Origin of the sequence: Planktothrix agardhii (genome assembly GCF_904830935.1) — a bacterium.
GTDB classification, from domain to species: domain Bacteria; phylum Cyanobacteriota; class Cyanobacteriia; order Cyanobacteriales; family Microcoleaceae; genus Planktothrix; species Planktothrix agardhii.
Map to the genome: position 1 here is coordinate 4,639,175 of NZ_LR882952.1, position 26,111 is coordinate 4,665,285.

The following is a 26,111-nucleotide window of genomic DNA, read 5'->3' on the forward strand; positions in this document are numbered from 1 at the left end:
TTTCGGTTGTCAATGGTTTAGCCGCTCAATGACAAATCTTTATATTTATTTGAGATATTTTACAGAAATTATCAAAAAAGTCGCAGTGATAACGTGGCGCGGGGGCGGGTTTATGATATTATTGATTTTATGTGTTTGTGTTATAGTCAAAAAAAGTAAATATAAATAACCATCTGCGTTAATCTTTACTATATTATTTCCAGGTGATACTATGAAATTTATTAATCCCAAAACAGACTACGCCTTTAAAAAAATCTTTGGTTCGGATCAAAGTCAAGATATTTTAATTAGTTTTCTGAATGCAATTGTCTATCAAGGTGAGACTTTCATCACTTCTTTAGAAATTATTGATCCCTACGCCCCCGGCAGAATTTCTGGTTTAAAAACCACTTATTTTGATGTTAAGGCTCAACTGAATAACGGCGAAAATGTATTAATTGAAATGCAGGCGTTTAATGTCCCAGCTTTTGGCAAAAGGATTCTTTATAATACGGCAAAAATGTATGTTAATCAACTAAAATTAGGGGAAGTTTATCCAGAATTAAGAGCAGCAATTGGTGTAGCGGTGACGGATTTTATTATGTTTAATGAACATAATAAAGTCATTTCACAATTTACGCTCAAGGAAGATGAGTTACAAGTAAATTATCAACATAGTCCGTTAAAATTAGTATTTGTGGAGTTACCAAAATTTAATAAAACTCTGGAAGAATTAACAACTATTACGGATAAATGGCTTTATTTTTTACGCAAAGCACCGGATTTAGAAGTAGTGCCAGAATCTATGTTAATTGTACCGGAAATTGAGAAGGCTTTTGCGATCGCTGATCGGGTAAACTTAAGTTTAGAGGAAGTAGATGATTTGGAGAAACGAGAACAGTTTGAACGGGAAAGAATAGGTGCTATTGAGTTAGGTAAAGCTCAAGGGTTGGCTGAAGGGATACAAATTGGTGAACAAATTGGTGAACAAAGAGGTGAACAAAGGGGTGAACAAAGGGGTGAACAAAGGGGTAAAATAAATCTGATTAAACGCCTATTACAACGGCAATTAGGTGAACTAAATCAATCAATAGAAGATAGTTTATCACAACTAACTTCAGAGCAATTATCAGCTTTGGCTGAAGCTATTTTCGACTTTTCTAGTGTAGGTGATTTATCCAGTTGGCTAGAAACTAATTGCCCTAGTTGAACATGACTGAGGTATTATCTAAGTCCCTACCTATATTATTTTCCACTAACACTATGAAATTCATTAATCCCAAAACAGACTACGCCTTTAAAAAAATCTTTGGTTCGGATCAAAGTCAAGATATTTTAATTAGTTTTCTGAATGCAATTGTCTATCAAGGTGAGACTTTCATCACTTCTTTAGAAATTATTGATCCCTACGTCGCCGGCAGAATTTCTGGTTTAAAAACCACTTATTTTGATGTTAAGGCTCAACTGAATAACGGCGAAAATGTATTAATTGAAATGCAGGCGTTTAATGTCCCAGCTTTTGGCAAAAGGATTCTTTATAATACGGCAAAAATGTATGTTAATCAACTAAAATTAGGGGAAGTTTATCCAGAATTAAGAGCAGCAATTGGTGTAGCGGTGACGGATTTTATTATGTTTAATGAACATAATAAAGTCATTTCACAATTTACGCTCAAGGAAGATGAGTTACAAGTAAATTATCAACATAGTCCGTTAAAATTAGTATTTGTGGAGTTACCAAAATTTAATAAAACTCTGGAAGAATTAACAACTATTACGGATAAATGGCTTTATTTTTTACGCAAAGCACCGGATTTAGAAGTAGTGCCAGAATCTATGTTAATTGTACCGGAAATTGAGAAGGCTTTTGCGATCGCTGATCGGGTAAACTTAAGTTTAGAGGAAGTAGATGATTTGGAGAAACGAGAACAGTTTGAACGGGAAAGAATAGGTGCTATTGAGTTAGGTAAAGCTCAAGGGTTGGCTGAAGGTATTGAAATTGGTGAACAAATTGGTATTCAAATTGGTCAAATAAATCTGATTAAACGCCTATTGGAACGACAATTAGGTGAACTAAATCAATCAATAGAAGATAGTTTATCACAGCTAACTTCAGAGCAGTTATCAGCTTTGGCTGAAGCTATTTTTGATTTTTCTAGTGTAGGTGATTTATCCAGTTGGCTAGAAACTAATTGTCCTAATTGAACATAACTGAGGCGATGCTTAAGTCCCTAACTATATTATTTTCCACTAACACTATGAAATTCATTAATCCCAAAACAGACTACGCCTTTAAAAAAATCTTTGGTTCGGATCAAAGTCAAAATATTTTAATTAGTTTTCTGAATGCTATTGTCTATCAAGGTGAGACTTTTATCACTTCTTTAGAAATTATTAGCACATTGTTCAATTGTATCGCTACAGTGAGCGATCGCCATAGTTGTAAACCTCTCTGGAAACCACCTTTTATGATACAATAGTTAGACTTTGGGTACTACCTAAATCTACTCTGTCAGCAGAATATCAGTGACTTCAGCCCTGAGAGTATTAACCTTTGTGAATTTTTAGAGATTAACCTGTCGTTTAACTTCCTGTTCAATTTGATTTGGAATATTATCTATTTCTGTTGAGAGTTTTTCCAGAGATTGTTCGACTTTTTGATGCAGTTCATTCATTTGATGTTGTTGTAAATTTCCCCATTGAGGTAATTGATTAATAAATTGTTGCAGATCCACAATCACATGGGTTAAACTATTCATCTGGTCTAACTCAGGGCGTTTTTGGAAAGCTTGCACGACAATTTCTAGCTCCGATTGCATCATACTTAAAGTCTTTTCCAATAGATTTTGACGTTCTAAAAGATTTTGAATCACCGCCATTAAAGATTGCAATTCCTGAGCTAATTGAGGATTGGGATTAATTGCTAGTCCCGAAGATATATTTAAAGTGGAGATAGTTCTTTGTAACTGATCCATGAGTTGATCTAAATCCGCCTGATGTTGCTGAGTTAAACTTTTATTTGTTGCACTATTTTTCCGAATTTGTTGGGCTAATAATTGACGATTCAGCCAATTTAATCCTAGGGCGAAGGCACCCGTAATTGCTGCATAGGTGATTGGTTGTCCCGTGAGCAAACCAAAGGAACCGATAATTGCTGCAATAATAAAGATTAATTCGACGAGTTCCGGCCATTGCTTTTTATTAAACATATTATTTGTATTAAATTTAAAGGGATAGGAGCTAAAGGAGTTGATACTAGGAAAGGAATTGAATCATTGTCACCCTACCATCCGATAGACATGGTTTTTATAGGGTTGATATTGACTTCCTATCGTTCCCTTCCACTGCTCAAGGATTTGTTCCAATAAAGGAATGCGTTTTTGAATTACCATCACTTTTCTTTACGGTTTGCCAAGGAACTAATTATACTATATTAATTAACTTTAGTAAACTTAGTAATGATTAAAATATTGCATCTTTCGGATATTCATTTAGGAAGTGGTTTTTCCCATGGACAAATCAATCCTGAAACGGGCTTAAATACTCGCCTAGAGGACTTTACGGCTACCTTGGGACGCTGTATTGATCGAGCGATCGCAGAACCAGTGGATTTGGTCTTATTTGGCGGAGATGCCTTTCCTGATGCGACTCCCGCCCCCTATGTCAAACAAGCCTTTGCCGCCCAATTTCGGCGGTTAGTGGATGCAGAAATTCCCACGGTTTTATTAGTAGGAAATCATGATCAACATTCCCAGGGACAAGGGGGAGCCAGTTTAGGGATTTATCGAACATTAGGAGTTCCCGGTTTTGTAGTTGGGGATAGTTTGGCAACCCATACCATTCAAACCCACAACGGTGCGATTCAAATTATTACTTTACCTTGGTTAACTCGGTCAACTTTATTAACTCGTCCCGAAACAGAAGGATTATCTTTAGAAGCCGTTAATCAACTCTTAATTGATCGTTTAACCGTCGTTTTAGAGGGAGAAATTCGGCAATTAAACCCGGAATTACCGACAATTTTATTAGGGCATTTGATGGCGGATAAAGCCAATTTAGGAGCGGAAAGGTTTTTGGCTGTTGGTAAGGGATTTAATATTCCCCTGTCTTTATTAACTCGCTCTTGTTTTGAGTATGTAGCATTAGGTCATGTCCATAAACATCAAAATCTGAATCGGACTAATGATCCCCCGGTTATTTATCCAGGGAGTATTGAGCGAGTGGATTTTAGCGAAGAAAAAGAAGACAAAGGATTTATTTTAATTGAAGTCGAAAAAGGTCAAGTTAAATGGCAATTTTGTCCGTTAACTGTGCGATCTTTTTGTACAATTAAAGTGGATCTTTCTAAATCTGATGATCCTCTCCAAACCTTAATTAAAGTGATTGAAAAAAATCACATCCAAGATGCAGTTGTTCGGTTAATTTATCAACTGCGTTCCGATCAATTAGATTTGATTAATAATACAGAATTATACCAGCTTTTGAGTGCCGCCCATAGCTATACAATTAAACCGGAATTAGTTAGCCAATTAGCCAGACCTCGTTTACCTGAATTGGATTCTGGTAGCAGTATTGATCCCATGGATGCGCTCAAAACCTATTTAACCAGTCGGGAAGATTTACTAGGATTTCAAACCGAAATGATCGAAGCGGCTCAACTGCTATTAGCGGGAGAATAATAGAATTAAGATTCAGACGGGGGAGAATCATTTCGGTGTTTTAAAGTTCGTTCAATTAACTCAATTAAACCTTTACCATTGGAGTCTGAATTTATTTGTTTCTCAGGAGTATGATCTAAGAATTGAATCAACTCAGGGCTAATATCCTTAGCTTGTTCCACAATTAAAATAATCAAATCTTGACTCACTACGAATGACTGGACTTTAAGCCTTTGAGTAGGTTTGAGTAGGTTTAGTTGAACGGTAATTACCCATTCTCCCCCAACAACCGTTAAAATCAGAAGTTGAGTTGCGACCGAAGGTCGGGAATTAACCCTAGTTTCCTTTTGTTGAAGTGTTGATTAGATTCAAAATTGAAGCGGTAGACCCGCCCCGCTTCACCTTGGAGATGCCACCAGAGCCTCTCAATTGATTAAACTTTAGGTGGGATATCTATAGAACCTGATTAATGAATTTTTTATCTTTGCGATTAACAACATTGGGACTGTTGACCATTGGAGCCTTAATTCATGTTCCGGTTGCCAATGCAAACCTATCAAAAACCATTTATCCTGTCCCCCCATCCTCCCTTCCTGCTAAGGATTTAATCTCTAATTACGGTTTTGATTCTCCTCTGATTTTGGCGGCTGATAAAGAAGAAGAAATCAATATTAAAGTCTATGAAAATGCCAGTCCCGCCGTGGTTTCCATTGATACAAAAAAAACTAATGGCAGTGGAACCATTATTAGTCCCGACGGTTTAGTATTAACCAACGCCCATGTTGTATCCGGCGGAGGCACCGTCATCGTCACCCTAGCCGATGGCCGCAAGTTAGAAGCAGAGGTCATCGCCTTTGGAGAACCCGGACTCGATTTAGCCGTGCTGAAAATTCGCAATATTCAAAACTTACCCACTATTCCCATCGCTAGTCCCAATTCGGTGAAAGTCGGTCAACGGGCCTTTGCTATTGGCAACCCCTTTGGCCAATTCCAAAATACCTTAACCGTAGGAATTGTTAGTCGTTTAGACCAAAACCGTAATTTAATTCAAACCGATGCAGCGATTAATCCAGGGAACTCTGGGGGCCCCCTGCTCAACAGTGATGGGGAATTAATTGGGGTGAATACGGCGATTTTTACCAGAGGTCAGGGCGGGGGAAATATTGGTATTGGTTTTGCCATTTCCGTTGACCGGGTTCCCCCATTTTTGCAAGCGGTGAAAGAGGGACGGGCATCTCGCACCCCGACGGCGGAAACCCCGGCTTTTGAAAAGGAAAATGCCAAACAAATTCAATTAAATAGCCCTGAAGTTACGGATACTTTGAAACAGGGGGATGAAGTTTTACCCGTTGATAATAGTTTTTATCATGTTTATGCTTTTGAGGGGAAAGCGGGTCAACAGGTAACGATTGAAATGAATAGTAATGAGATAGATTCCTATTTAATTTTGTTAACAGAAGATGGAGAGGAGTTGGCTCAAGATGATGATGGGGGAGGAGAGAAAAATGCCAAAATTACTACCACTTTACCAAAGGATGGAACTTATCTTTTATTAGTTAATTCCTATGAGGCAGGAGAGGCGGGAGTCTATCGTTTACGCTTGAAAGCAACGGAATCTTCCTCCAATTCGGAAACAGGTCAACTGATTTTAAATGAAAAAGGAGTATTAGAAGATCAGGATTCTGTTTTGTCATCCGATGGTAGTTTATATGATGAATATACCTTTGAAGGAAAACAGGGACAGTCTATTTTAATTCGCTCAGAAAGTCAAGATTTTGATTCCTATTTGGCATTATTTGATCCCAAGGGCAAATTAATAGCTGAAAATGATGATGCCAGTCAGTCTGATAAAAACGCAGAAATTCGGGTGACTTTACCCGTCACAGGTCAGTATCGAGTGGTTGTCAATGCTTATGATAAAACAGGTCGAGGTCAGTATTTATTAACTGTCCGTTAGCGACCCCATTACCCATTCCCCATTCCCCATTCCCCATTCCCCATTTCCTACCATACCGAGGTTTTTATGCGATCAATGTTAATCTGGACAACAACAATGGGTCTATTCGCTGTGCTTCAGACCCCATTATTCGATGTTCTCAATGTCTCTAATTCCTATCCCTTAAGGGGTTTAGTCCTTGAAAAAGTCCTAGCCCAAGAAACCCCTAATCCTCAACCCTCAGCCAGTCCTGAACCTCCGGTGGAGGAAACACCCTCACCGAGTCCAATACCTTCTCCACTACCTAGTCCACCACCTTCGACCATACCCACCCCTCCGGCATCTGCACCCCTGTTATTAGAAGAGCAAGGTGAACTCAAAGAAGGAGATCAAGTTTTAGCGTCGGATAAGAGTTTGTATGATGAATACACTTTTGAAGGAAAAGAAGGTCAACAAATCACTATTTCATTAGAAAGTTCTGAATTTGATCCCTATCTTGCCCTGTTTAATTCTGAGAATGAATTACTGCAAGAACACGATGATATCAGTCAAACCAATGCCAATGCTGAAATTACTATCACTTTACCCAAAACCGGAACCTATCGAGTGATTGTTAATGCTTATGATAGTAAAGGTAGAGGAAAATATTTACTCAAAATCAAGTAAATAAGGGAGACGTGCCCAGGGTGCGTCTCTGCTACAAAGCAATACTTTCTAATAGTACCCAATAGCGATTATCAATAATTAATTGACTGATTTGTTCAAAAATGTCTCGACAGTGATTCTGGCTTTGTAAAGGTAGGGATTCATTTTTAATAAAAACAGTCATTTTAGTTTCGTCTATCATCGCAGTGGCGGTATCAAAAACTATTTCAGCAATCACTAATTGATTCACACTCACTTGACCAATATTTTCCCTGGCAATAATAGAACTCGGTGTTTGATAGGTGATTTCTAGGTTACAGGATTTCAAAATATCAATCATCATCGGTCGGATATCTTCGAGACCGACATTAACAACAAAAAATCCGGTGTAGCGGGCCATAGGGAACTCCAGATGTGCAATAAATTAATTAGAACTTCAAAGGGATTGACACTCTCAGGTCTGAAGACGCTGAGATTCTGCAGACAGAATTAGTTTAATCTAATTCTCGTTACGACTGCCGCATATCGTCTACTGAGTTGATTAAGCGACAAACCTAATCTTCCCGATACTTTTTTTAAAATATTAGCTGCACCATTTAAGTCAGCATTAACAACAAAACCATCAGATGTCCGATAAAGACCACGCTTAATTCTGTTTCCAGATGCTTTCCACCCCATCGGTTTCTCACCGTATTTAGGTAGGGAGTCCCCATCTAAGAAACTAGCTTTTGAAGTATAGGCTTCCTCGGTTTCAATAAACCTAATCCCGTGTACATCACAAAGTTGTTTTACACGGGATTTTAGTGTACTCAAAGGCATTTGGACAAACTTTTGATTGTTCAAATTACCCAGATTAGCATTAGTTTTGAAACCTTCATTCCAACCAATTACCAGTGTTCCAATACCATATTTAAGACAGTGGTTAATAATTAGTTTTGCTGCTTTATTAATCCCGTCACGCATTTGGTGATTGCGCTTACGAGTTACACAGTCTAACCAATTATCCCAATAATCTTGGGATTTACCTTCTTTACGAGTTGATACTTTTTTGTTCCAAAGTTGATTTTTAGCTTTTAAATCTCTGGCATCAATCAAAAAGGAATTTCCCAAGGTATCAACACAAGCTGCTAAATTGTCGGCAGTACCTAAATCAATAGACAAGGCTTTATTAATATCTAATTCATGGTTTTGTTTCTCTACTTCATAAGACATTTCTAAATAAAAAGCACCATTCTTAGGAAGAATCGTAAACTCTTTAACAGTAGAATAATCAAGATTTGATGGCATGGACAAGAAAAATTCAGATACCCCAAACCATCTTTTAACTGTTAGTCCCAGGGAAAACCTAAGTTGACCATCAATCAATGTTGGTCTTTGTCCTCCAGAATTGGGATAGGCAACTTTGAACAACTTTGAACCTTTTAAATAACCAGGAGGTTTAGGTCGAAAATGTAATTGACCTTTTTTATGTAAATCTCTCAAATTCTTAAAAGATTTAAAGGATTCTGTTACCGACATTAGGGTCTGCTGCATCGGTGTTGATGGCATTGATTGTGCCAATAAAGATTTTGATACCGATGGTTCAAATGCTAAATCAAATTTTCCCGTTAATAATTTACCTGTCTTAAAAAACGTTTGACGGGCAAAATAAATCCCTGTATTGTACAATTTACCCGATTGTTGACAAAGATATTCTATCAACGCACGGGTTTCTGGATCTGGAGACAACAAGATTTGCTGCACTCCCATTGTTTTACTTGCTTTAGTCATTGACTCGACTATCACGACCATGTTGGTTTCTTTATGATACCATTACTAAATATTTCTAGGGGAATAAATTCCCCTGGGTCGTGTTTCCTCTGGTGGTCTGAAGACACTGAGTTTCCACACTCCCATCCTTTTTTTATGATCCATTCCAGACCTTATCATATTTATACAACGTTTTGAATGCCAAGAGATAATTAACAGATGCAGGGAAAATTAATTGTTTTTGAAGGAGTGGAAGGAGGGGGGAAAACCACTCAAATGCAACGTATCCAAGGCTGGTTACAAGGTCTGATAGATACCCCGGTGATCATCACACGGGAACCTGGGGGCACGCTATTAGGCCAGGAGTTAAGACGGTTATTATTAGAATATCAGGGGGATGAACCCATCGAAAATCGGGCAGAATTATTAATGTATGCCGCCGACCGCGCCCAACATATTGAGGGATTTATCAAGCCTTTATTATATCAGGGAAATATTATTTTGTGCGATCGCTATACCGATTCAACGATCGCCTATCAAGGCTATGGTCGAGGTTTAGATCTCAATTTAATTCATCAGTTAAATCAAATTGCCACTCAGGGGTTAGAAAGTGATTTAACCATCTGGTTAGAAATTGATGTGGAAATCGGACTCGCCAGAACTCGAAATCGAGGTAAAATGGATCGGATGGAACAAGCTAATTTGGAATTTCATCAGCGTGTACAACAGGGATTTCAACAATTAGCTCAAGAGCACCCAGAGCGAATTATACCGATTAATGGGATGTTAAATCTTGATCAAGTCACAGAAACAATTCAATTAATTTTAACTCAAAAATTAACAGCCTGGGGATTCGCAATTTAGGGTGATCAAAATAACATGAATACCTTTTTTGACCAATTAATCGAACAACAAGCCGCCATTGAGTTATTAACCCAAGTTGTAGCCCAAAATCGCATTGCTCCAGCCTATTTATTTGCCGGGGTTGATGGTATTGGTCGGACATTAACTGCTAACTGTTTTATTGAATTTCTATTTTGCCAAAATCCCGATAAACCTGTCAATCAAAAACAGATTCATTCTCGTATTCAGCAGAAAAATCACCCGGATATTTTATGGGTAGAACCCACCTATTTACATCAGGGAAAACGACTTTCTCCCAAAGAAGCGACAGAAGCTGGAGTCAAACGGAAAGCCCCCCCTCAAATTCGGATTGAACAAATTCGAGAAATTAGTCAATTTTTGAGTCGTCCTCCCCTAGAAGCATCTCGGTTAATGGTAGTAGTTGAACACGCGGAATCCATGCCGGAATCCGCCGCCAATGGACTTTTAAAAACCTTAGAAGAACCGGGAAAAGCGACAATTATTTTAATAGCACCCGGCATTGATTCTTTGTTGCCAACTTTAGTTTCTCGCTGTGCTAAAATCCCATTTTATCGGTTAACAGATGCAGGCATGATTCAAGTCCTAAAACGCCATAATTTTGATGATATTCTATCCCATGCTGAAATTTTAGCTATGGCACAAGGAAGCCCCGGACAAGCCATTTACCATTGGGAACAATTACAAACCATTCCTGTAGAATTTTTAAATAAAGTCAAAAAGCCTCCCTCTAATTTAAGATCGGCTTTAGAGTTAGCAAAGGAAATTAGTCAAACTTTGGACAGTGAAGCGCAACTCTGGTTAGTTGATTATTTACAACATTGTGATTGGCAAGATCAACAAAAAACCGGAATTATTGATCAAACCTTCTTAAAACAGTTAGAAAAAACTCGACAATATTTATTAAGTTATGTGCAACCTCGATTAGTTTGGGAATGTACATTAATGAGTCGATTTTGAAAAGATGATAATAGGCAATAGACAATATAATTCTTTATGAACAAAAAATTTTTAAATCAACAATTTGGTTTTCTATTCAAACCCAGTGGAAATCTCAAATTAGCCCGGGCTTTGAGATTAACTATTGCCCTATCTGTTGCCTTGGCCGTTGGAAAATTAACGGGTCATTCTGATATGGGTTTTTATGTGGGTCTGGATAGCTTATTTTTTCTGTTGAGTGATACTGGGGGATTTTATTCGGCTAGGGCTATTTCTCTATTATTTACAGTTTTGGTTTCCACTTTATTCGTTGCTTTGGCTACCTTGCTTTCACATATTCTATTACTTAAACTCATATTTTCATTTTGTAGTTTATTTTTAGTCGGCTATATGAGTTTATATGGACACCCAGGAGTTTTGTCTGGAATAGTAATTGGTTTGTTTACTTTATTTACCCTAAATTTACCCTCTGGAGGTTGGGAAATTGTCAGTGAAAGAGTGATTATTTGTCTAATAGCTGGAACTTGGACAATAGTATTGTGTTTGGGTATTTGGCCATTAAATCCCTATCTTCCTTTAAAAGAATCAATTAGTCAGTGTTATCAAGCTATTGCAAAATATATTAATCAAGCTAAAAATATATCTGAATCTCAAGAATTAAAACACGTTATTCAACTCAGAGAAACCCTACAGAATGCCCGTCAAGCCTGGACATTAGACCGAAAATTAAGATTAGGAAATACTAGGTTAGGGGAGTCAGCTATTATTTTAATTCAGGATGCGGATAATTTAATTACATCCATTGTTACGGTGACAGAATTAGTCCAACTTCATCAAGATGACCCTCAATTTGTGACTGTCCGTATTTTAGTCAATGATGCTTTAGAAAAAATTGCTTCATTTTGTCTAAATTTAGTTAAACTATTATGGAATAAATCGGTTTCCGTTGATACAGGTTACTTACAATCTATTGTAACTGCGATCGCCCAACAAAAACAACTCCAACAAAAAACCATAGCCGATCATGCTGAAGATTATCCGGCTTTAGTTGTTATAGAACAGATTATTTCTACCTTAGAAACCATTATTATTCAATTAGATTCTACCGCATCCACCGTCATTCAAATCAAAAATAATCAATCAATTAATCGTATCCCCAAAGACAAAATTTTATCCGCAGAATCAGAATTATTATCAGGAAGTAAAACCCCATCTTGGTTTGATTCTTTACGAGATAATTTTACCTTTGACTCCAGCTTTTTTCGTCACGGACTCCGGTTAAGTATCATGACCACAATTGGAGTAGCTATTTATAGTATAGCAGAACTTCCCCAGGGAAATTGGTTAACTATTACAATTTTAGTGGTATTACAGCCTAGTTTTGGCAATACCTTTCAACGATTTTTTCATCGGATGTTAGGAACAATTTTAGGCGCGATAGTTACCCCGATTTTTTGGTTACTAATTCCCAGTCAATTAATTTTACAAACCATTAATTTAAGTTCAATTGTGATCGGATTTGCTTTAATTCCTTTTCATTATGGTTTAGCTGTATTCTTTATCTCTATATTTGCTATTGGAGCAGAAATGAGTAGACAGGGGGGAGATTGGCAAGTCGCAATGATTCGTTTTCTCTGGACTTGTGTGGGGTCAGCCTTAGCTTTTGTCGGGGCATTTTTATTATTTAGACCAAATGAAAAAGAACAGTTATCGGTTAAATTAGTCAAAGCGATCGCAGCTTCCTTAGATTACTTTAATGCAGTTTTATTGGTTTATTTAGGAACCATCCCTTATGATTTAAACCTAATTATTAAACAACGACAAAAAACCCGTTTAGCCTATTTTAATGCTCAAGCAGCCTTACAACAGTTAAGCAGTGATCCGAATACCTCGGCCACGGATATTGAACCGAAAATAGCACTATTAATTTATTTACATCGATTTAGTCGTTCTGTGAGTGTTTTACTCGCACAACTTGAGCATTTTAGTGGCACTGAACCCCATCCCGAATTAGCGAATTTTGTTGAACAAGTTAATCAATTTTTTCTACCTCTAATTAGCTCCATTTTAACCGGAACTTTACCGCCTGCCTCACCCACTTTTGAACCTTCAATTCAAACCATACAAACCCACTTACAAACCTTACAAGTAACTCGCCTCCAAGAATTTGCTGCCGATCAAGACTATACCCCTACCCGTCAAATTTTAAAAGATTATACCATTCTAGGAATTGAACTTAATCAAATGCTCAATTCCCTCAACTCTATTGATTCTACCGTTGTCCGTTTAAACCAATAAAAAACCCCTCAAATCAGATCGAGGGGGGATAATTTGGATAACTATATTGTTAACATTGTTAACAGTTTGATCTCAAATTGATTTCAAATTAATGAATCCATTCGGGTATCGCTTCTTCTTTCGTATTAGTCCGACGTTCCGGGGTTTCACGCACAAACTTGAGATGGACAGAACGGGTTTGTTCTCCATCGGCGGCTACGGCGAAAATCGGGAAGTCGAGTAAACCATCTTGGAAAGACATCTGTAACCGGAATGTACCATCGGAGTTCAGTTTAATCGGACGTCCACCAATAGTTAAGTTAGCACTAGGTTCGGTCGCCCCATAGACAATTAGTTCAGCATCGGCCACTAACCAGAAGTCCCGGGGACGTATGGGAGGCATTGAAGCGCCCATCCCAATACCAGACATTCCCATCCCAGACATTGTATAGCCAAATCCAGCACCAGACTCCGTATAACCCACACCCGATTGAGTGTAACCAATACCAGATTGAGTATAGCCAACACCAGACTGGGTATAACCTAATCCAGCACCAGACTCCGTATAACCCACACCCGATTGAGTGTAACCAATACCAGATTGAGTATAGCCAACACCAGACTGGGTATAACCTAATCCAGCACCAGACTCCGTATAACCCACACCCGATTGAGTGTAACCAACACCGGATTGAGTATAACCCACACCCGATTGAGTATAGCCAACACCAGACTGGGTATAACCTAATCCAGCACCAGACTCCGTATAACCCACACCCGATTGAGTATAACCAACACCCGATTGAGTATAACCAACACCAGACTGGGTATAACCTAATCCAGCACCGGACTCCGTATAACCCACACCCGATTGAGTGTAACCCACACCCGATTGAGTGTAACCAATACCAGATTGAGTATAACCAACACCAGATTGAGTATAACCAACACCAGACTGGGTATAACCTAATCCAGCACCGGACTCCGTATAACCCACACCCGATTGAGTGTAACCAACACCAGACTGGGTATAACCTAATCCAGCACCGGACTCCGTATAACCCACACCCGATTGAGTGTAACCAATACCAGATTGAGTATAACCAACACCAGACTGGGTATAACCAACACCAGACTGGGTATAACCTAATCCAGCACCGGACTCCGTATAACCCACACCCGATTGAGTGTAACCAATACCAGATTGAGTATAACCAACACCAGACTGGGTATAACCTAATCCAGCCCCGGACTCCGTATAACCCACACCCGATTGAGTGTAACCAATACCAGATTGAGTATAACCAACACCAGACTGGGTATAACCTAATCCAGCCCCGGACTCCGTATAACCCACACCCGATTGAGTGTAACCAATACCAGATTGAGTGTAACCAACACCAGACTGGGTATAACCTAATCCAGCCCCGGACTCCGTATAACCCACACCCGATTGAGTGTAACCAATACCCGATTGAGTGTAACCAATACCCGATTGAGTGTAACCAACACCAGACTGGGTATAACCTAATCCAGCCCCGGACTCCGTATAACCCACACCCGATTGAGTGTAACCAATACCCGATTGAGTGTAACCAACACCAGACTGGGTATAACCTAATCCAGCCCCGGACTCCGTATAACCCACACCCGATTGAGTGTAACCAATACCCGATTGAGTATAACCAACACCAGACTGGGTATAACCTAATCCAGCCCCGGATTCCGTATAACCAACACCCGATTGAGTGTAACCAATACCCGATTGGGTATAGCCAACACCCAGACCTACACCAGAAAGACCAATACCCGACTGGGTTTGTCCAACACCGGAAGTGGTGTAACCGATACCAGATTGGGTATAACCAATACCAATACCAGACTGGGTTTGTCCGACACCGGAAGTGGTGTAACCCAAACCGACACCAGACTGAACTTCACCAACACCTGAAGCCCACATTCCCACACCGGAGGGGAAAATAAAAGAACTCAGAGCCTTTTCGGGTTCAACAACTTGGTGCATCGAACCAAAGAAAGAACCCGCAATCCGCTTGGATTCTGCTTCCTTGGATAACCCAAATACATCGCTATGAACCCCAGCCAGAACATAGGATTTTTTGGGGACAGGGAACTCATACAAGGTTTTCCCTTTTAATTCTTCTTCCCAAGAAACGGTAATAAACTGATCGTCAATCCATTCTGTGGGATAAACCGGAGGAATCCGAGTCGCCGCAGAACGGGCTAATTCTAACCAACGACCGTCAACACAGCGATAACCAATTTCAACAACATAGTCGCGATCGCTTACTGGTATGGGTAAATACCATTCCCTCGCTAACTCATCACAGGGATATTCTTGAATACTATGGGGACTTTGAGAGTCTAAATCAATATCAGTAACATCATAAATCCGCAGGGCTAACTGTTGCCCTCCTTGGCGTCGAAACATTTCCTTCTGTTCGTTAGAAACGTCCCAGTAAGTATAGGCTGACTCAGGATCTCGGGACATCATGACAATCTGACTTTCACCATACCCACCGGGTAAGTCGGCTAAACCCTCATCCACGGAGGATAGGGAATCAGCTATCTGATAGTTCTGACCGGCTAGAGAAAACTTTGCAACTTCCACTTCTTCTTGTGCCTCCAATGCGCGAGATGGATTAGGGGTTCCAAACTTCTGACTTTCGATTTCCTCGATAGCTTCTAAAAGCTGAGATTTACGCATTCGACTATAGCGAGAAATGCCATATTCACTTGCTACTTTGCGAAGTTGCCGCAGTGTCATAGTTTCTAAAGGTGGGCGTTCCTTTGACATAAAAGAGTGATCTCCATTGGCTTAAACAGCAGATTGATAACTCTGTAGAAATTCTTAGGGATCATGGGGATCGCTTGATTACTCACCATATTGCAGAAAATATTAAGTTTGGTCAAGGGGTAAACGGATATTGATAAGTAAATATACACAGTTTTCGGGATTTTGGGGATCATTATGTCATGAAACCCTGACATTTGGAGGTAAAAAAAACCTCTTTGGGGATCAAAGAGGGAAATTTCCATCAACGAATCACTTGCCAATCTTCAATGCGCCAAGCTCCATCCTTGCGAATAAACCGATACTGAATCTGTAAAGAGGCATCCTCAGTATTTTGGGCCTGACCGCGACTGAAAAACTGGGTTTGTTCCTGAACATTGGCAATGGCGATCGCTTGGTTGGGATTGGTCTGATCCATCTGGACTTCACTAACTTTGACGTTGTGTTTATAAGTGCGATGGGAACCATCTTGTTTCATATTTTGTGACATAGCCACCCAACGGGCCAAGGCTGGATCAACTAATATTTCCCGCAGCCCCTCAACTTGATACTCTGGCCCCAGGGCAGCGGATTTTGCCGATAACCATTGATTCAGTTTGGCTTCCGCCACTTCGGGAGTGATTTTTTCCGGTTCGGCGGTAACGGGTGTCGGTTCAGGAATCGGTAAGGGAGGCTGGCTTAACTGCACCATTGCCTGTTCCCCTTTCAAAGTTGGCCCAGACCAGCCCAAAACATCGGCGAAGGCTCCCCAAACCCTGGAAAGTAAGAACCAAAGCAACCAAAGTCCGAATAACCCTCCCAGACCTAGAATTAATAACCGACGCCATTGACTAGAATCATTTTTCCGTTGAATCCGACGCAGACTGCTGCTATTGGCAGAGCTAGAAGCGTTTTTGGAGGCGGGAGTTGGAGGGACATTAGCCGACGCCGCCGGGTCTGGGAGCGGTTGTGGGGAAGTTTCGGAAGCACCGCGACGGGAAGATTCAGGAATTTTGTGATTTCCTTGCAAAGATGTTGCCGTAGAACCCGTTTCTACCGCAGTCCGAACACTGGCTGGGGGTTGGGAGGGGGCTAAGGGTTCTTGGAGATTGGCACTCGATACCCCCATATTTCTAGCGGCTAAAGTGGCCGTTAAAGCGTCTAAAGAAGCCTGGGTGAGTTGAGGACTCGTTTCCGTTGCACCGGGGGCTGGGGTCATGGACTTTGATCCAGAACCTGGGTTTGTCGGCGGACGTCTTGGTTGCACTACCACCCACTCATTAGAAGGGCTGCCCGTTTCATTGGGTAGGGCTTCGAGATAGGCCTGGACATGGGGATCGGCAAAATAATCCTTCAAGGATACCGACTTATCCAGCAAATCCCGAAAATGGGGAAACACCTCATCCTGTAACCAGCTTTCCGCATATAAACATAATCCGGGTAACAGGTCGGGGGAGTTTTGGGAATTTTCTCGGATAAAGGCAATGGGTTCCCTTTCCTGACTTAATTCTAGGGAACGACTGGCTTCTTCAGTTTGCCCCAACAATAAGGCACAAACAGCCTTTTCTAAATGCACATCCTGTCGCCGCCCCAACTGCATCAGCATTAATTTAGCCTTGCGAATTAGGGCGGGTTGGGCCTCGGCAAATCCTTGAGCAATTAAGGCATAAACCGCTAAATAGGTGGCAACGGCCGAAGGGCGACGGGCTTCGGTTTCAAATAACCCCTGTTGTTCGGCGGTGGTCATCTGGCGACGGAGTTGCTGCACAAACCGCAGAAAGTCTTCAACGCCTAAACCTGACCCATCATCCCCTTGACCATCAATACCGCTACGTTCGTGGAGCATTTCCCGGAGGAGTTGCAGTCCTTTGCGACGTTCTGCGGCTTTTTCTAGGGGGAGTTGGAGTAATTCTAAAATCCGATAGGGACGGAGTTTGTAGAGATCCGTTTGCATTTCACCTCTTAAACTGGCAAATAAGCTTTCCCTTAATAATAGATTCTGTCCGGCTTCTAAGGAAGAAGCGGCATTTTCATATTGTCCTTGTTGCCATTGTTCTCGACCCAGTTCTAAATAGGCACTGGTGACGGTTAAAACAATATCGGGAACAATTAGGGACGCTTCCCCAAAACGGCCATCTTTGAGGCCAATACTGCCCGTATTTAGATAGGGGTGACAGAGTTTCACCACTAATTCATATTCCCCTAATTCATGCAGGAGTAATAAAGCCCCCACAAATTGTCGATCTTCGATCTCAATACTGGGGGTATGGGCATCGATCACGGGTTCGAGGGCGGTGGATTCGGGGGTGACCCGTTTCCCGAAGGCCGGAGTTTTAACTTCTGATTCGGGTTCGTAGGTTTTGGCTAGAAACCCCATATCATAAGCATTTCGCTGATCGGCATCCGATAAAATAGCATAGGCCTCGTCAATCAACTGTTTGCGGGCGGCGATCGCTAAATCAGAATACTCCCGTCTCGGAAGTTGCAAAGTGCGATCGCGGTGCGCTTGCTTGAGTTGTTCTGGAGTTGCTTGAATCGGTAAGCCTAATATTCGGTAATAATCGAGTGGAATACGCACGGGCAACTTCCCCAACGGTGAGAAACTGATTTAGCCATATTAGCAGGAAATGGCAGAAATAGAAATAAATTACGAATTACGAATTACAAATTACGAGTTATCAACTCTTAAATTCTTAATTCCTAATTCGTAATTCTTAATTCGTAATTGTTTAAAGGGTGACAAATTCTTCTCCACTACTGGGGTGAATTCCCATGGTATTATCAAAGTCTTTTTTGGTCGCTCCCATATTAACCGCGATCGCCACCCCTTGAATTAATTCCGCCGCATCTTTTCCCACCATGTGAACACCTAAAACCCGATCAGTATTTATTTCCACAATTAATTTCATGAATACCTTATCTTCCGATCCGGTAAAACTATGGAACATCGGACGAAAACGGGCCGTGTAGCATTTAATATTATCCCCAAATTTTTCCCGCGCTTGGGTTTCTGTTAATCCCACGGTAGCAGCTTCGGGATAGGAAAAAACCGCCGTAGCAATATTTTCATGGGTAATAAATCGGGGTTGATGACCAAATTCCGTATCGGCAAAAGCTCGTCCTTCGGCGATCGCCACCGGGGTCAAATTCATCCGATCGGTACAATCTCCCACGGCAAAAATATTAGGTTGATTGGTACAACTATCGGCTGTCACCACAATTGCGCCTTTTTTATTAATTTCTATCCCGGCATTTTCTAACCCTAATCCGGCTAAATTAGGTTGGCGTCCGGTGGCACAAAGTAGGGCATCTACGGTTATAGATTTTGAGTTTTTCCCCTTAAAAGACAACTTTAATCCAGCATCTGTTTTTTCAATTTTTTTAATTACTTTTTCGGTTAAGAATTGAATACCATGATTGGTCATGCCTTCTTGAATATTATTTCTAATATCTTCATCAAACCCATTTAAAATTAAATCTCGGCGAATAATTTGGGTGACATCACTACCTAATCCTTTGAGAATACTAGCAAATTCCACCCCAATATAACCCCCACCCCAAACGGCAAATTTTTGAGGTTGTTCTGGGAGTAAAAACATTTCCCGGGAAGTAATACTATGTTCAATACCAGGAATATCGGGTTTAACCGCTTCTCCTCCCACGGCAATTAAAATTTTATCGGCGGTAATTTTTTTGTCTCCCACTTCTACCGTATGGGGATCAATAAATTTAGCATAACCAGAAATCAGTTCAACTCCAGCTTTTTCCAAAAAACTAATATGCAGTTGACTTAACCGTTTAACTTCCGTATCAACAGCAGTAATTAATTTATTCCAATCAAATTTAGGTTCAACTTCTCCCCATCCGTAACCCTGAGCATATTCGTACATATAGGAAAATTGAGAGGCATAAACCATTAATTTTTTAGGAACACAACCCCGAATTACACAGGTTCCTCCGACTAAATCATATTCAGCGATCGCCACTTTTGCCCCATAGGATGCCGCCCGTTTTGAAGAAGCTAATCCACCGGAACCTGCACCGATCACAAACAAATCATAATCATAACTCATAATCTAATTACCTCTTTTATGACCCTTGAATATTAATCTGTTCAATCCAGTTTAAATTATAGGGGTTTTTCGTGCCGTTATAGAGAACGGGTAATGGGTAATGGGTAATGGGTAATGGGTAATGGGGAATAGGTAATGGGGAATAGGTAATGGGGAAGATATAAAATTTTTAATCAACAAGGGATAAAATAATTTCTAAATTGGGTAGTCCTATAATATTGATGATCTAACTCAAATCAAACAATATGCAATCCATCTCATCAGAAACAGAATCCGTGAGCAACCAGTTACCGAGACAAGTCGGGGAAGGTATTTCCAGTATTCCGGTAATCTCCCAACCTTTAACCCCTGGAGATCTGAAATCAGGGCTATTTTTATTAACGGAAAATGCCGATACCGTTGAAATTGCCCCCGGAGTCCTCGGAAGTAACCCCCTAGGGATCTCTAAATATCCCAATGGGTTAGCCGCCTTGGGGGGAGATGATTATGTTCGGGGCTCCACAGACTCAGAAGCAATGAGGGGAAATCAGGGAAATGACACCCTCGAAGGTCAAGGGGGAAATGATACCCTGTGGGGGGGTCAAGACTCCGATGTGCTTTATGGGGGTACGGGGGATGATCTGCTCAGTGGTAATTTGGGCAATGATTATCTGTTTGGGGATGCAGATAATGATTTACTGCGAGGGGGTCAAGGGGAGGACGCCTTAGTCGGTGGGGCGGGAAATGATACCCTGATCGGTGATTTGGGCGTGGATCGGCTTTGGGGTAGTGAAGGTGCGGATGTATTTGTCCTACGCACCGATACCGCCACTCCTCCGCCAGTGGACTGTGGTTGCGGTAATGTTGATGGTCTCGACGAGATTACCTCTGATTTTATCCTCGATTACAATAGCGTCCAAGGGGATAAAATCGGCTTGACGGGGGGGTTAACGGTTAATGATATTGTGTTAACCGAAAAAACCATTACCTATGGCGATCGCCGAGATTATGATAGTAGTGGCCCTTTGCCTCTGGGTCAGATTAGAACTTTGGATTTTCAAATTGAATCAGCATCGGTGACAGTTATTACAGAAGCTAAAACCGGGAATGTTTTAGGTTTAGTGAAAGGAGTTTCTCCTGCACAACTTCAATTTGTCTCTTTTTCAGATAGTATTTAAAGGAACACCTGAACACCGGAACGCCGGATCTGGGAACACCGGAACACCGGATAATACTTCTGGCTGTTTCATATCAGTATTAAAATATTACAATCTTGACGCGGATTGATATATGAAACAGCCGGTGTTTACTTTTAAGCCGAAATCTTGGATATAACTCAAATAGGATTGCTATAAAATTGTTAGATTCAGTTTAACAATTCCGTTGCTAAATTTTCTGCTTTTGAATAAGTTACCCAGTAGAGGATTGTTAAGTTTCTGATAATCACCGACTGAATTAGTACAGTTAATGACTAAAGTAACTCGTAAATTCAATAATTCTTGATTGTGTCTTTGACGAATCATCACGTCTACACGATCTGAATTTCAATTTGTTTGCATTGTAAGTGTATTGCAATTCATTTAAGCTGAATCCACCTCTACAGTTATTGATCTGAATGTTGACTTCTTTTGTTTTTCGTCGTTTCCAGCCTCTAATTTTATTCAGGAATTTTGCTTTTTTTATCGGCCAGAAACTTGGGCTTTATCTTTCTAACTTCCGCCACTGCCCAAAACATATAAACTCAATAAAGTGCCACTATTCCATAATCCGTGCATGAACATTGGTGCTAATAAATTGCGCGATCGCGTATACACAAACCCCAGAACAATTCCTAACGTCATTAACGGCAAAATTTCCGAAACATTAAAATGCGCCACGGCAAAGAGAAATCCACTTAAAATAATTGCACTTCCCAGGGGAAGATAACGGGTTAAAGACGGTAATAAAAATCCTCGAAACATAGTTTCTTCAAAGATCGGTGCCGCGATGGATGCAGTGATAAAAAATATCCCTAAAGCCACACTATCTCGACTTTCTAAAGCAATTGGTAATAAAGGATTACTGCCTCCCTGTCCATCCCAAAATTTCTGATTAATTAAAGACACTAAAATCACCAAAGGTAAGGCGACTAAATATCCCCCCAAACCCCAAACAAACCAATTATCTTTGAGTTTGAAGGTAAACCAACCTTCTGGTAAGGGGAAATAGGATTTAATCGAGAAATATAAAACCGAAAATCCTCCTACCATTAATAATAGATAGGTGATTAAAATATAAACCGCTTGACTCCTGACATCAAAACTACTGGGTTGAAGATTTAAGCCTTGAAAAACCGCTCTTAAAGTTAGGGGAATAAAGAATTGCCCCAATAAAGAAAAACCCACTACAAAAACTTGTAAGATAATTTCTCCATTCCAAGGAATTAACCAAGCCACATCCATATTAGTGGCTAAAACAGAATCCTTGCCTTTAAATATTAATTGAATTCCTAAAACAATGGCTAATAATAATCCCAGGATTAATCCTATACCGGGAATAGCACTAACAACCATTAACTTAAAAATTGCTTGTTCAGAGCGTTCCTGTTGTTGGGTTTCTAAAGTTACTAAGGCTTCTGGACGCTGTTGTAAAGTATAGAGTTTAACTAAGGCTTGATAACGAAACCAACCCTCTAAATAGTTTTGTAAAATTGGTTCGGCATCGGGCAATAATCGGGCGGGAGTTTGCCATAATCCGATTAACACCTGTGCTGTTTTTGCGGTTTTGATTATACTATTTTTATCCCCGGATGCAGGAAGTTTTTCCGGGGTTGTTTCTACCAAAGTCTTCCAGGTTTCTATGGCTTGGTCAGTAGATCCTAACTGAGTTTTTAAAATCCCGATTCTCAGTTGTAAATCTCGATTTAGTTGTTCTAATTCCTGTAAAGAGCTTGCTGCTATTTGTTCATTATTTTCTCGAAATTTAGCTAAGTTTTTTGCAGCAGATTCTTGTACTTGTTGATATTGTTTAAGGGCTTCTTGTACCGGAGTTTTACCAATTAAATTATCGCGTAATATGATTGAATTATCGGCTTCTGTTCCCTTACCTTGCCATTGGGAAGCATGAAGCAGTAAATTGGTTTGATATAATTCTAAACGGCTTTGAATTTGGGGTTGAGTCCAACTATTGAGTAACGATAAACCCAAAAAGCTAATTGCTAATAAGGTTAAAATTGCTAAAATCCAGCGTTTGGGTGTCATGATTTCAAAACTTGAGAATAAAATATTGCCGAGTTGGAGCCATAGACTCAATATTTTAACCGATGCTGTCCGAAACGCGGTACAATCACATCTGGCTTAAATTCGGTTCAGTCCAGAGTCCAAAATTCCCACTCCTCAATTTAACAATGACGACCCGTGTAATTCTTGTCCGTCATGGTCAAAGTACCTATAATGCCCAAAGTCGAATTCAAGGTCGCTTGGATGCCTCTGTTTTAACAGAGAAAGGTTCTGTGGCCGCTCAGAAAGTCGGTGATGCCTTGAATGGTTTAAAGTTTGACGCTCTCTATTGCAGTCCTTTGCAACGGGCGAAACAAACAGCCCAAATCATCGTCACCTATCTGTCTGACCCCCCTAAAGTAGAGCCCAGCGACCTGTTAATGGAAATTGATCTTCCCCTGTGGGCGGGGATGGAACGTCAAGCGGTGATGGCACAGTTTCCCCAAGAGTATCAGACCTGGCACGACTCGCCCCATGAGTTTTCGATGCTGGTTTCAACTCCTGAAGGGGAAAAACAACATTTTCCCGTATTAGCATTATTTGAACAGGCTAAACAATTTTGGCGGGAAATGTTAGCCCGTCATCAAAATCAAACGGTTTTATTAGTAGCTCATAATGGAATTAATCGTTGTTTAATTGCGACGGCTTTAGGAATTCAACCTCAATTTTATCAAAGTGTACAACAGTCTAACTGTGGGATTAGTATTTTGAATTTTACTAATATTATCCCCGGAGAATTACCGAAACCTGCGGATGTACAGTTAGAGTCGATGAACTTAACAACCCACGTTTGTCATAAATTACCTTCTGTGCGTCCGGGTCATCAAGGGCCGCGATTATTATTAGTTAGACATGGGGAAACGGAATGGAACCGCATGGGTCAATTCCAGGGACAAATTGATGTTCCTTTGAATGATAATGGTCGAGAACAAGCTCGCAAAGCGGCGGAATTTCTCAAAGAAATTAAAATTGATTTTGCGGTAACGAGTCCCATGGCGCGTCCCAAGGAAACCGCAGAAATTATATTACAAAATCATCCGGGGATAGAGTTACAATTAGAACCGGAATTTTGTGAAATTAGTCATGGTTTATGGGAAGGTAAATTTGAGGCGGAAATCGAACAATTTTACCCCGGATTATTAGGGGAATGGAAAATAGCACCGCAAACGGTTCAAATGCCTGAAGGTGAGAATTTACAACAGGTTTGGCAACGTTCTTTAATTGCGTGGAAGCAGATTGTTGAAACCTATAATCACCAAAATGTAACTATATTAGTGGTTGCCCATGATGCCATTAATAAAGCCCTTTTGTGTCAATTATTTAATCTGCCTCCGGATCATTTTTGGAACTTTAAACAAGGTAATGGGGCGGTGACAGTAATTGATTATCCCCAAGGAATTGAGGGTTTACCTGTGTTACAAGCTGATAATATTACTAGCCATTTATCGGGTAGTATTCTCGATAAAACGGCGGCGGGAGCGTTATAGGTTGACTGTGTGGAGAGAGACGCGCCGTGGCACGTCTCTACTGCACCCTAAAACCAACACCTGATATAGCGAATATGAATTGTCAACTTTTAAAGCAAGTTCGTGTGATTGATCCGGTTTCTAAACGGGATCAAATTGCTGATATTTTAGTGATTGATGGTTATATTAAAACTATTGAATCTGAAATTAATGATTATCCTGAAAATACCATTATTATTAATAGTAAAGGGTTGATTTTAGGGCCGGGATTAGTTGATTTATATAGTCAGAGTGGGGAACCGGGATTTGAAGAAAGGGAAAACTTAAATTCTTTATTAAATGCTGCTGCTGCTGGAGGATTTACTCGATTAGGGATTTTACCTAATACTATTCCAGCAATTGATAACCCGGCAACGGTGACATTATTACAACAACGATCTGAAAAAGTTGCTATTCTCAATTCTGAGTTTCAGCGTCCAAAATTATATCTTTGGGGCGCATTAACTCAAGATGTGGCGGGTCAACAAATGACGGAATTAAGTGAATTAGCGGATACTGGTGTTGTGGGTTTTGCTGATGGTAAACCTCTGGAAAATTTAGCGTTATTAAGAAGAATATTAGAATATTTAAAACCTTTAAATAAACCCTTGGCTTTATATGCTTGCGATCGCCAATTAGCGGTTAATGGAGTCATGCGAGAGGGGAATGATTCTATATTATGTGGTTTACCTGGAATTCCTCAATTTGCTGAAACCGCAGCTTTAGCCGCAATATTAGAATTAGTAGAAGTAACGGGAACTCCTATTCATATTATGCGGGTTTCTACGGCGCGAAGTGTAGAATTAATAGCCCAAGCTAAAGCTCGTAATTTACCAATTACCGCCAGTACAACTTGGATACACTTATTATTAAATACCACATCTATTAATCGGATTTGGAATCAACCGTTAGAAGATCAAGATTCAACGATTATTCATGCTATTCCTCTCCCATACAACCCTAATTTAAGAGTAGATCCACCTTTAGGAAATCCATCGGATCAACAGGCTTTAATTCAAGGACTGGAAACGGGAATTATTGATGCGATCGCGATTGATCATACCCCCTATTGTTATGAAGAAAAAACCGTTGCCTTTGCCGACGCGCCGCCGGGTGTGATTGGGTTAGAATTAGCATTACCTCTATTATGGGAAACTTTTGTTGAGTCTGGGCGATGGTCAGCCTTAGATTTATGGGGATTTTTAAGTAGTAACCCGGCTATTTGTTTACAACAAACTCCCTATTCTATTCAACCGGATCAACCCGCAGAAATGATATTATTTGATCCTAAGACTTCTTGGGTTGTTAATACCAATACCCTCAAATCTCGCTCTATTAATACTCCCTGGTTAGGGCAAGAAATTACCGGGCTAGTGATCAAAACTTGGTCGCATGATGTTAGTATATCTTAGCCTGTGGTCACAAGAAACTAGACTCTAAT

19 protein-coding genes and 1 pseudogene are annotated in these 26,111 nt (G+C 40.3%); 12 read left to right on the forward strand and 8 right to left on the reverse strand.

Translation table 11 applies throughout. The features are described 5' to 3' along the window. Positions 1-211 precede the first annotated feature (211 nt). The 3 genes and pseudogenes from NMG88_RS21200 to NMG88_RS21210 form a co-directional block, all read left to right on the forward strand. The gene (locus NMG88_RS21200; protein WP_235752352.1) at positions 212-1,189 is read left to right on the forward strand and encodes an Rpn family recombination-promoting nuclease/putative transposase; all 978 of its coding nucleotides are present in this window, start codon (positions 212-214) and stop codon (positions 1,187-1,189) included. A gap of 53 nt (positions 1,190-1,242) precedes the next feature. Continuing rightward, entirely contained in the window at positions 1,243-2,184 is a 942-nt protein-coding gene (locus NMG88_RS21205) for an Rpn family recombination-promoting nuclease/putative transposase (protein WP_254035779.1), read from the forward strand. A 53-nt stretch (positions 2,185-2,237) separates the two neighbouring features. Continuing rightward, positions 2,238-2,378, forward strand: a pseudogene (locus NMG88_RS21210) (PD-(D/E)XK nuclease family transposase); the annotation flags it as partial. 165 nt (positions 2,379-2,543) lie between these two features. On the opposite strand, the gene NMG88_RS21215 reads toward NMG88_RS21210, so the two are convergent. Continuing rightward, positions 2,544-3,188 carry a hypothetical protein gene (locus NMG88_RS21215; protein ID WP_052369694.1) on the reverse strand — a complete coding sequence of 215 codons (645 nt, stop codon included), beginning with the start codon at positions 3,186-3,188 and terminating at the stop codon, positions 2,544-2,546. A 249-nt stretch (positions 3,189-3,437) separates the two neighbouring features. On the opposite strand from NMG88_RS21215, the gene sbcD reads away from it, so the two are divergent. Beyond that, a complete protein-coding gene (gene sbcD / locus NMG88_RS21220) occupies positions 3,438-4,658 on the forward strand; it encodes an exonuclease subunit SbcD (protein WP_027249582.1) in 1,221 nt (406 codons plus the stop codon). A 5-nt stretch (positions 4,659-4,663) separates the two neighbouring features. Here sbcD and NMG88_RS21225 read toward each other — a convergent pair whose 3' ends face one another. Next, positions 4,664-4,846, reverse strand: coding sequence for a hypothetical protein (locus NMG88_RS21225; RefSeq protein ID WP_027249581.1), 183 nt, complete (start codon positions 4,844-4,846; stop codon positions 4,664-4,666). A 260-nt stretch (positions 4,847-5,106) separates the two neighbouring features. Here NMG88_RS21225 and NMG88_RS21230 point away from each other — a divergent pair, with 260 nt between their 5' ends. Next, on the forward strand, positions 5,107-6,594 hold the full coding sequence (locus NMG88_RS21230) for a trypsin-like peptidase domain-containing protein (RefSeq protein ID WP_227364728.1): 1,488 nt from the start codon (positions 5,107-5,109) through the stop codon (positions 6,592-6,594). Positions 6,595-6,660: 66 nt separating this feature from the next. After that, complete coding sequence (locus tag NMG88_RS21235; protein WP_235752030.1) at positions 6,661-7,239, forward strand: PPC domain-containing protein; 579 nt, start codon at positions 6,661-6,663, stop codon at positions 7,237-7,239. A 31-nt stretch (positions 7,240-7,270) separates the two neighbouring features. Here the strand turns inward: NMG88_RS21235 and NMG88_RS21240 are convergent, their stop codons facing one another. After that, the gene (locus NMG88_RS21240; RefSeq protein ID WP_026787515.1) at positions 7,271-7,618 is read right to left on the reverse strand and encodes a hypothetical protein; all 348 of its coding nucleotides are present in this window, start codon (positions 7,616-7,618) and stop codon (positions 7,271-7,273) included. Positions 7,619-7,707: 89 nt separating this feature from the next. Further along, entirely contained in the window at positions 7,708-8,988 is a 1,281-nt protein-coding gene (locus tag NMG88_RS21245) for an RNA-guided endonuclease InsQ/TnpB family protein (protein ID WP_199918694.1), read from the reverse strand. A gap of 198 nt (positions 8,989-9,186) precedes the next feature. Between NMG88_RS21245 and tmk the strand changes: the two genes are divergently transcribed. From tmk to NMG88_RS21260, 3 genes are read left to right on the forward strand one after another with little or no spacing between them, the layout of a single operon-like run. Beyond that, positions 9,187-9,831: a dTMP kinase gene (gene tmk, locus NMG88_RS21250; protein WP_227351320.1), complete on the forward strand. Its 645-nt coding sequence runs from the start codon at positions 9,187-9,189 to the stop codon at positions 9,829-9,831. A gap of 15 nt (positions 9,832-9,846) precedes the next feature. Further along, the gene (locus NMG88_RS21255; RefSeq protein WP_235752032.1) at positions 9,847-10,809 is read left to right on the forward strand and encodes a DNA polymerase III subunit delta'; all 963 of its coding nucleotides are present in this window, start codon (positions 9,847-9,849) and stop codon (positions 10,807-10,809) included. Between the two features lie 36 nt (positions 10,810-10,845). Then, on the forward strand, positions 10,846-13,086 hold the full coding sequence (locus NMG88_RS21260; RefSeq protein ID WP_042156581.1) for an FUSC family protein: 2,241 nt from the start codon (positions 10,846-10,848) through the stop codon (positions 13,084-13,086). Positions 13,087-13,174: 88 nt separating this feature from the next. Here the strand turns inward: NMG88_RS21260 and NMG88_RS22620 are convergent, their stop codons facing one another. The 3 genes from NMG88_RS22620 to gor all read right to left on the reverse strand — a co-directional run bounded on the left by NMG88_RS22620 (position 13,175) and on the right by gor (position 19,929). Continuing rightward, positions 13,175-15,880, reverse strand: coding sequence for a DUF4912 domain-containing protein (locus NMG88_RS22620; RefSeq protein ID WP_346732952.1), 2,706 nt, complete (start codon positions 15,878-15,880; stop codon positions 13,175-13,177). Between the two features lie 241 nt (positions 15,881-16,121). After that, complete coding sequence (locus NMG88_RS21275; RefSeq protein ID WP_042156586.1) at positions 16,122-18,434, reverse strand: IMS domain-containing protein; 2,313 nt, start codon at positions 18,432-18,434, stop codon at positions 16,122-16,124. A gap of 151 nt (positions 18,435-18,585) precedes the next feature. After that, entirely contained in the window at positions 18,586-19,929 is a 1,344-nt protein-coding gene (gene gor, locus NMG88_RS21280) for a glutathione-disulfide reductase (protein ID WP_042156589.1), read from the reverse strand. A gap of 245 nt (positions 19,930-20,174) precedes the next feature. Between gor and NMG88_RS21285 the strand changes: the two genes are divergently transcribed. After that, a complete protein-coding gene (locus tag NMG88_RS21285) occupies positions 20,175-21,086 on the forward strand; it encodes a calcium-binding protein (RefSeq protein ID WP_254035780.1) in 912 nt (303 codons plus the stop codon). Positions 21,087-21,617: 531 nt separating this feature from the next. Here NMG88_RS21285 and NMG88_RS21290 read toward each other — a convergent pair. Then, the gene (locus tag NMG88_RS21290) at positions 21,618-23,147 is read right to left on the reverse strand and encodes a CPBP family intramembrane glutamic endopeptidase (protein WP_254035781.1); all 1,530 of its coding nucleotides are present in this window, start codon (positions 23,145-23,147) and stop codon (positions 21,618-21,620) included. 146 nt (positions 23,148-23,293) lie between these two features. Here NMG88_RS21290 and NMG88_RS21295 point away from each other — a divergent pair, with 146 nt between their 5' ends. Beyond that, the gene (locus tag NMG88_RS21295) at positions 23,294-24,652 is read left to right on the forward strand and encodes a histidine phosphatase family protein (RefSeq protein WP_042156595.1); all 1,359 of its coding nucleotides are present in this window, start codon (positions 23,294-23,296) and stop codon (positions 24,650-24,652) included. Positions 24,653-24,726: 74 nt separating this feature from the next. Continuing rightward, entirely contained in the window at positions 24,727-26,082 is a 1,356-nt protein-coding gene (locus tag NMG88_RS21300) for a dihydroorotase (protein WP_227351536.1), read from the forward strand. Positions 26,083-26,111: the final 29 nt, after the last annotated feature.

What these genes read in the sequence shown, in the direction of transcription:
- tmk (WP_227351320.1), top strand. Translation starts at nt 9,187, where the DNA reads ATGCAGGGAAAATTAATTGTTTTTGAAGGAGTGGAAGGAGGGGGGAAA.
- sbcD (WP_027249582.1), top strand. Translation starts at nt 3,438, where the DNA reads ATGATTAAAATATTGCATCTTTCGGATATTCATTTAGGAAGTGGTTTT.
- gor (WP_042156589.1), bottom strand. Translation starts at nt 19,929, where the DNA reads ATGAGTTATGATTATGATTTGTTTGTGATCGGTGCAGGTTCCGGTGGA.
- NMG88_RS21240 (WP_026787515.1), bottom strand. Translation starts at nt 7,618, where the DNA reads ATGGCCCGCTACACCGGATTTTTTGTTGTTAATGTCGGTCTCGAAGAT.
- NMG88_RS21235 (WP_235752030.1), top strand. Translation starts at nt 6,661, where the DNA reads ATGCGATCAATGTTAATCTGGACAACAACAATGGGTCTATTCGCTGTG.
- NMG88_RS22620 (WP_346732952.1), bottom strand. Translation starts at nt 15,880, where the DNA reads ATGTCAAAGGAACGCCCACCTTTAGAAACTATGACACTGCGGCAACTT.
- NMG88_RS21200 (WP_235752352.1), top strand. Translation starts at nt 212, where the DNA reads ATGAAATTTATTAATCCCAAAACAGACTACGCCTTTAAAAAAATCTTT.
- NMG88_RS21205 (WP_254035779.1), top strand. Translation starts at nt 1,243, where the DNA reads ATGAAATTCATTAATCCCAAAACAGACTACGCCTTTAAAAAAATCTTT.
- NMG88_RS21255 (WP_235752032.1), top strand. Translation starts at nt 9,847, where the DNA reads ATGAATACCTTTTTTGACCAATTAATCGAACAACAAGCCGCCATTGAG.
- NMG88_RS21290 (WP_254035781.1), bottom strand. Translation starts at nt 23,147, where the DNA reads ATGACACCCAAACGCTGGATTTTAGCAATTTTAACCTTATTAGCAATT.
- NMG88_RS21285 (WP_254035780.1), top strand. Translation starts at nt 20,175, where the DNA reads ATGCAATCCATCTCATCAGAAACAGAATCCGTGAGCAACCAGTTACCG.
- NMG88_RS21300 (WP_227351536.1), top strand. Translation starts at nt 24,727, where the DNA reads ATGAATTGTCAACTTTTAAAGCAAGTTCGTGTGATTGATCCGGTTTCT.
- NMG88_RS21215 (WP_052369694.1), bottom strand. Translation starts at nt 3,188, where the DNA reads ATGTTTAATAAAAAGCAATGGCCGGAACTCGTCGAATTAATCTTTATT.
- NMG88_RS21230 (WP_227364728.1), top strand. Translation starts at nt 5,107, where the DNA reads ATGAATTTTTTATCTTTGCGATTAACAACATTGGGACTGTTGACCATT.
- NMG88_RS21260 (WP_042156581.1), top strand. Translation starts at nt 10,846, where the DNA reads ATGAACAAAAAATTTTTAAATCAACAATTTGGTTTTCTATTCAAACCC.
- NMG88_RS21245 (WP_199918694.1), bottom strand. Translation starts at nt 8,988, where the DNA reads ATGACTAAAGCAAGTAAAACAATGGGAGTGCAGCAAATCTTGTTGTCT.
- NMG88_RS21295 (WP_042156595.1), top strand. Translation starts at nt 23,294, where the DNA reads ATGACGACCCGTGTAATTCTTGTCCGTCATGGTCAAAGTACCTATAAT.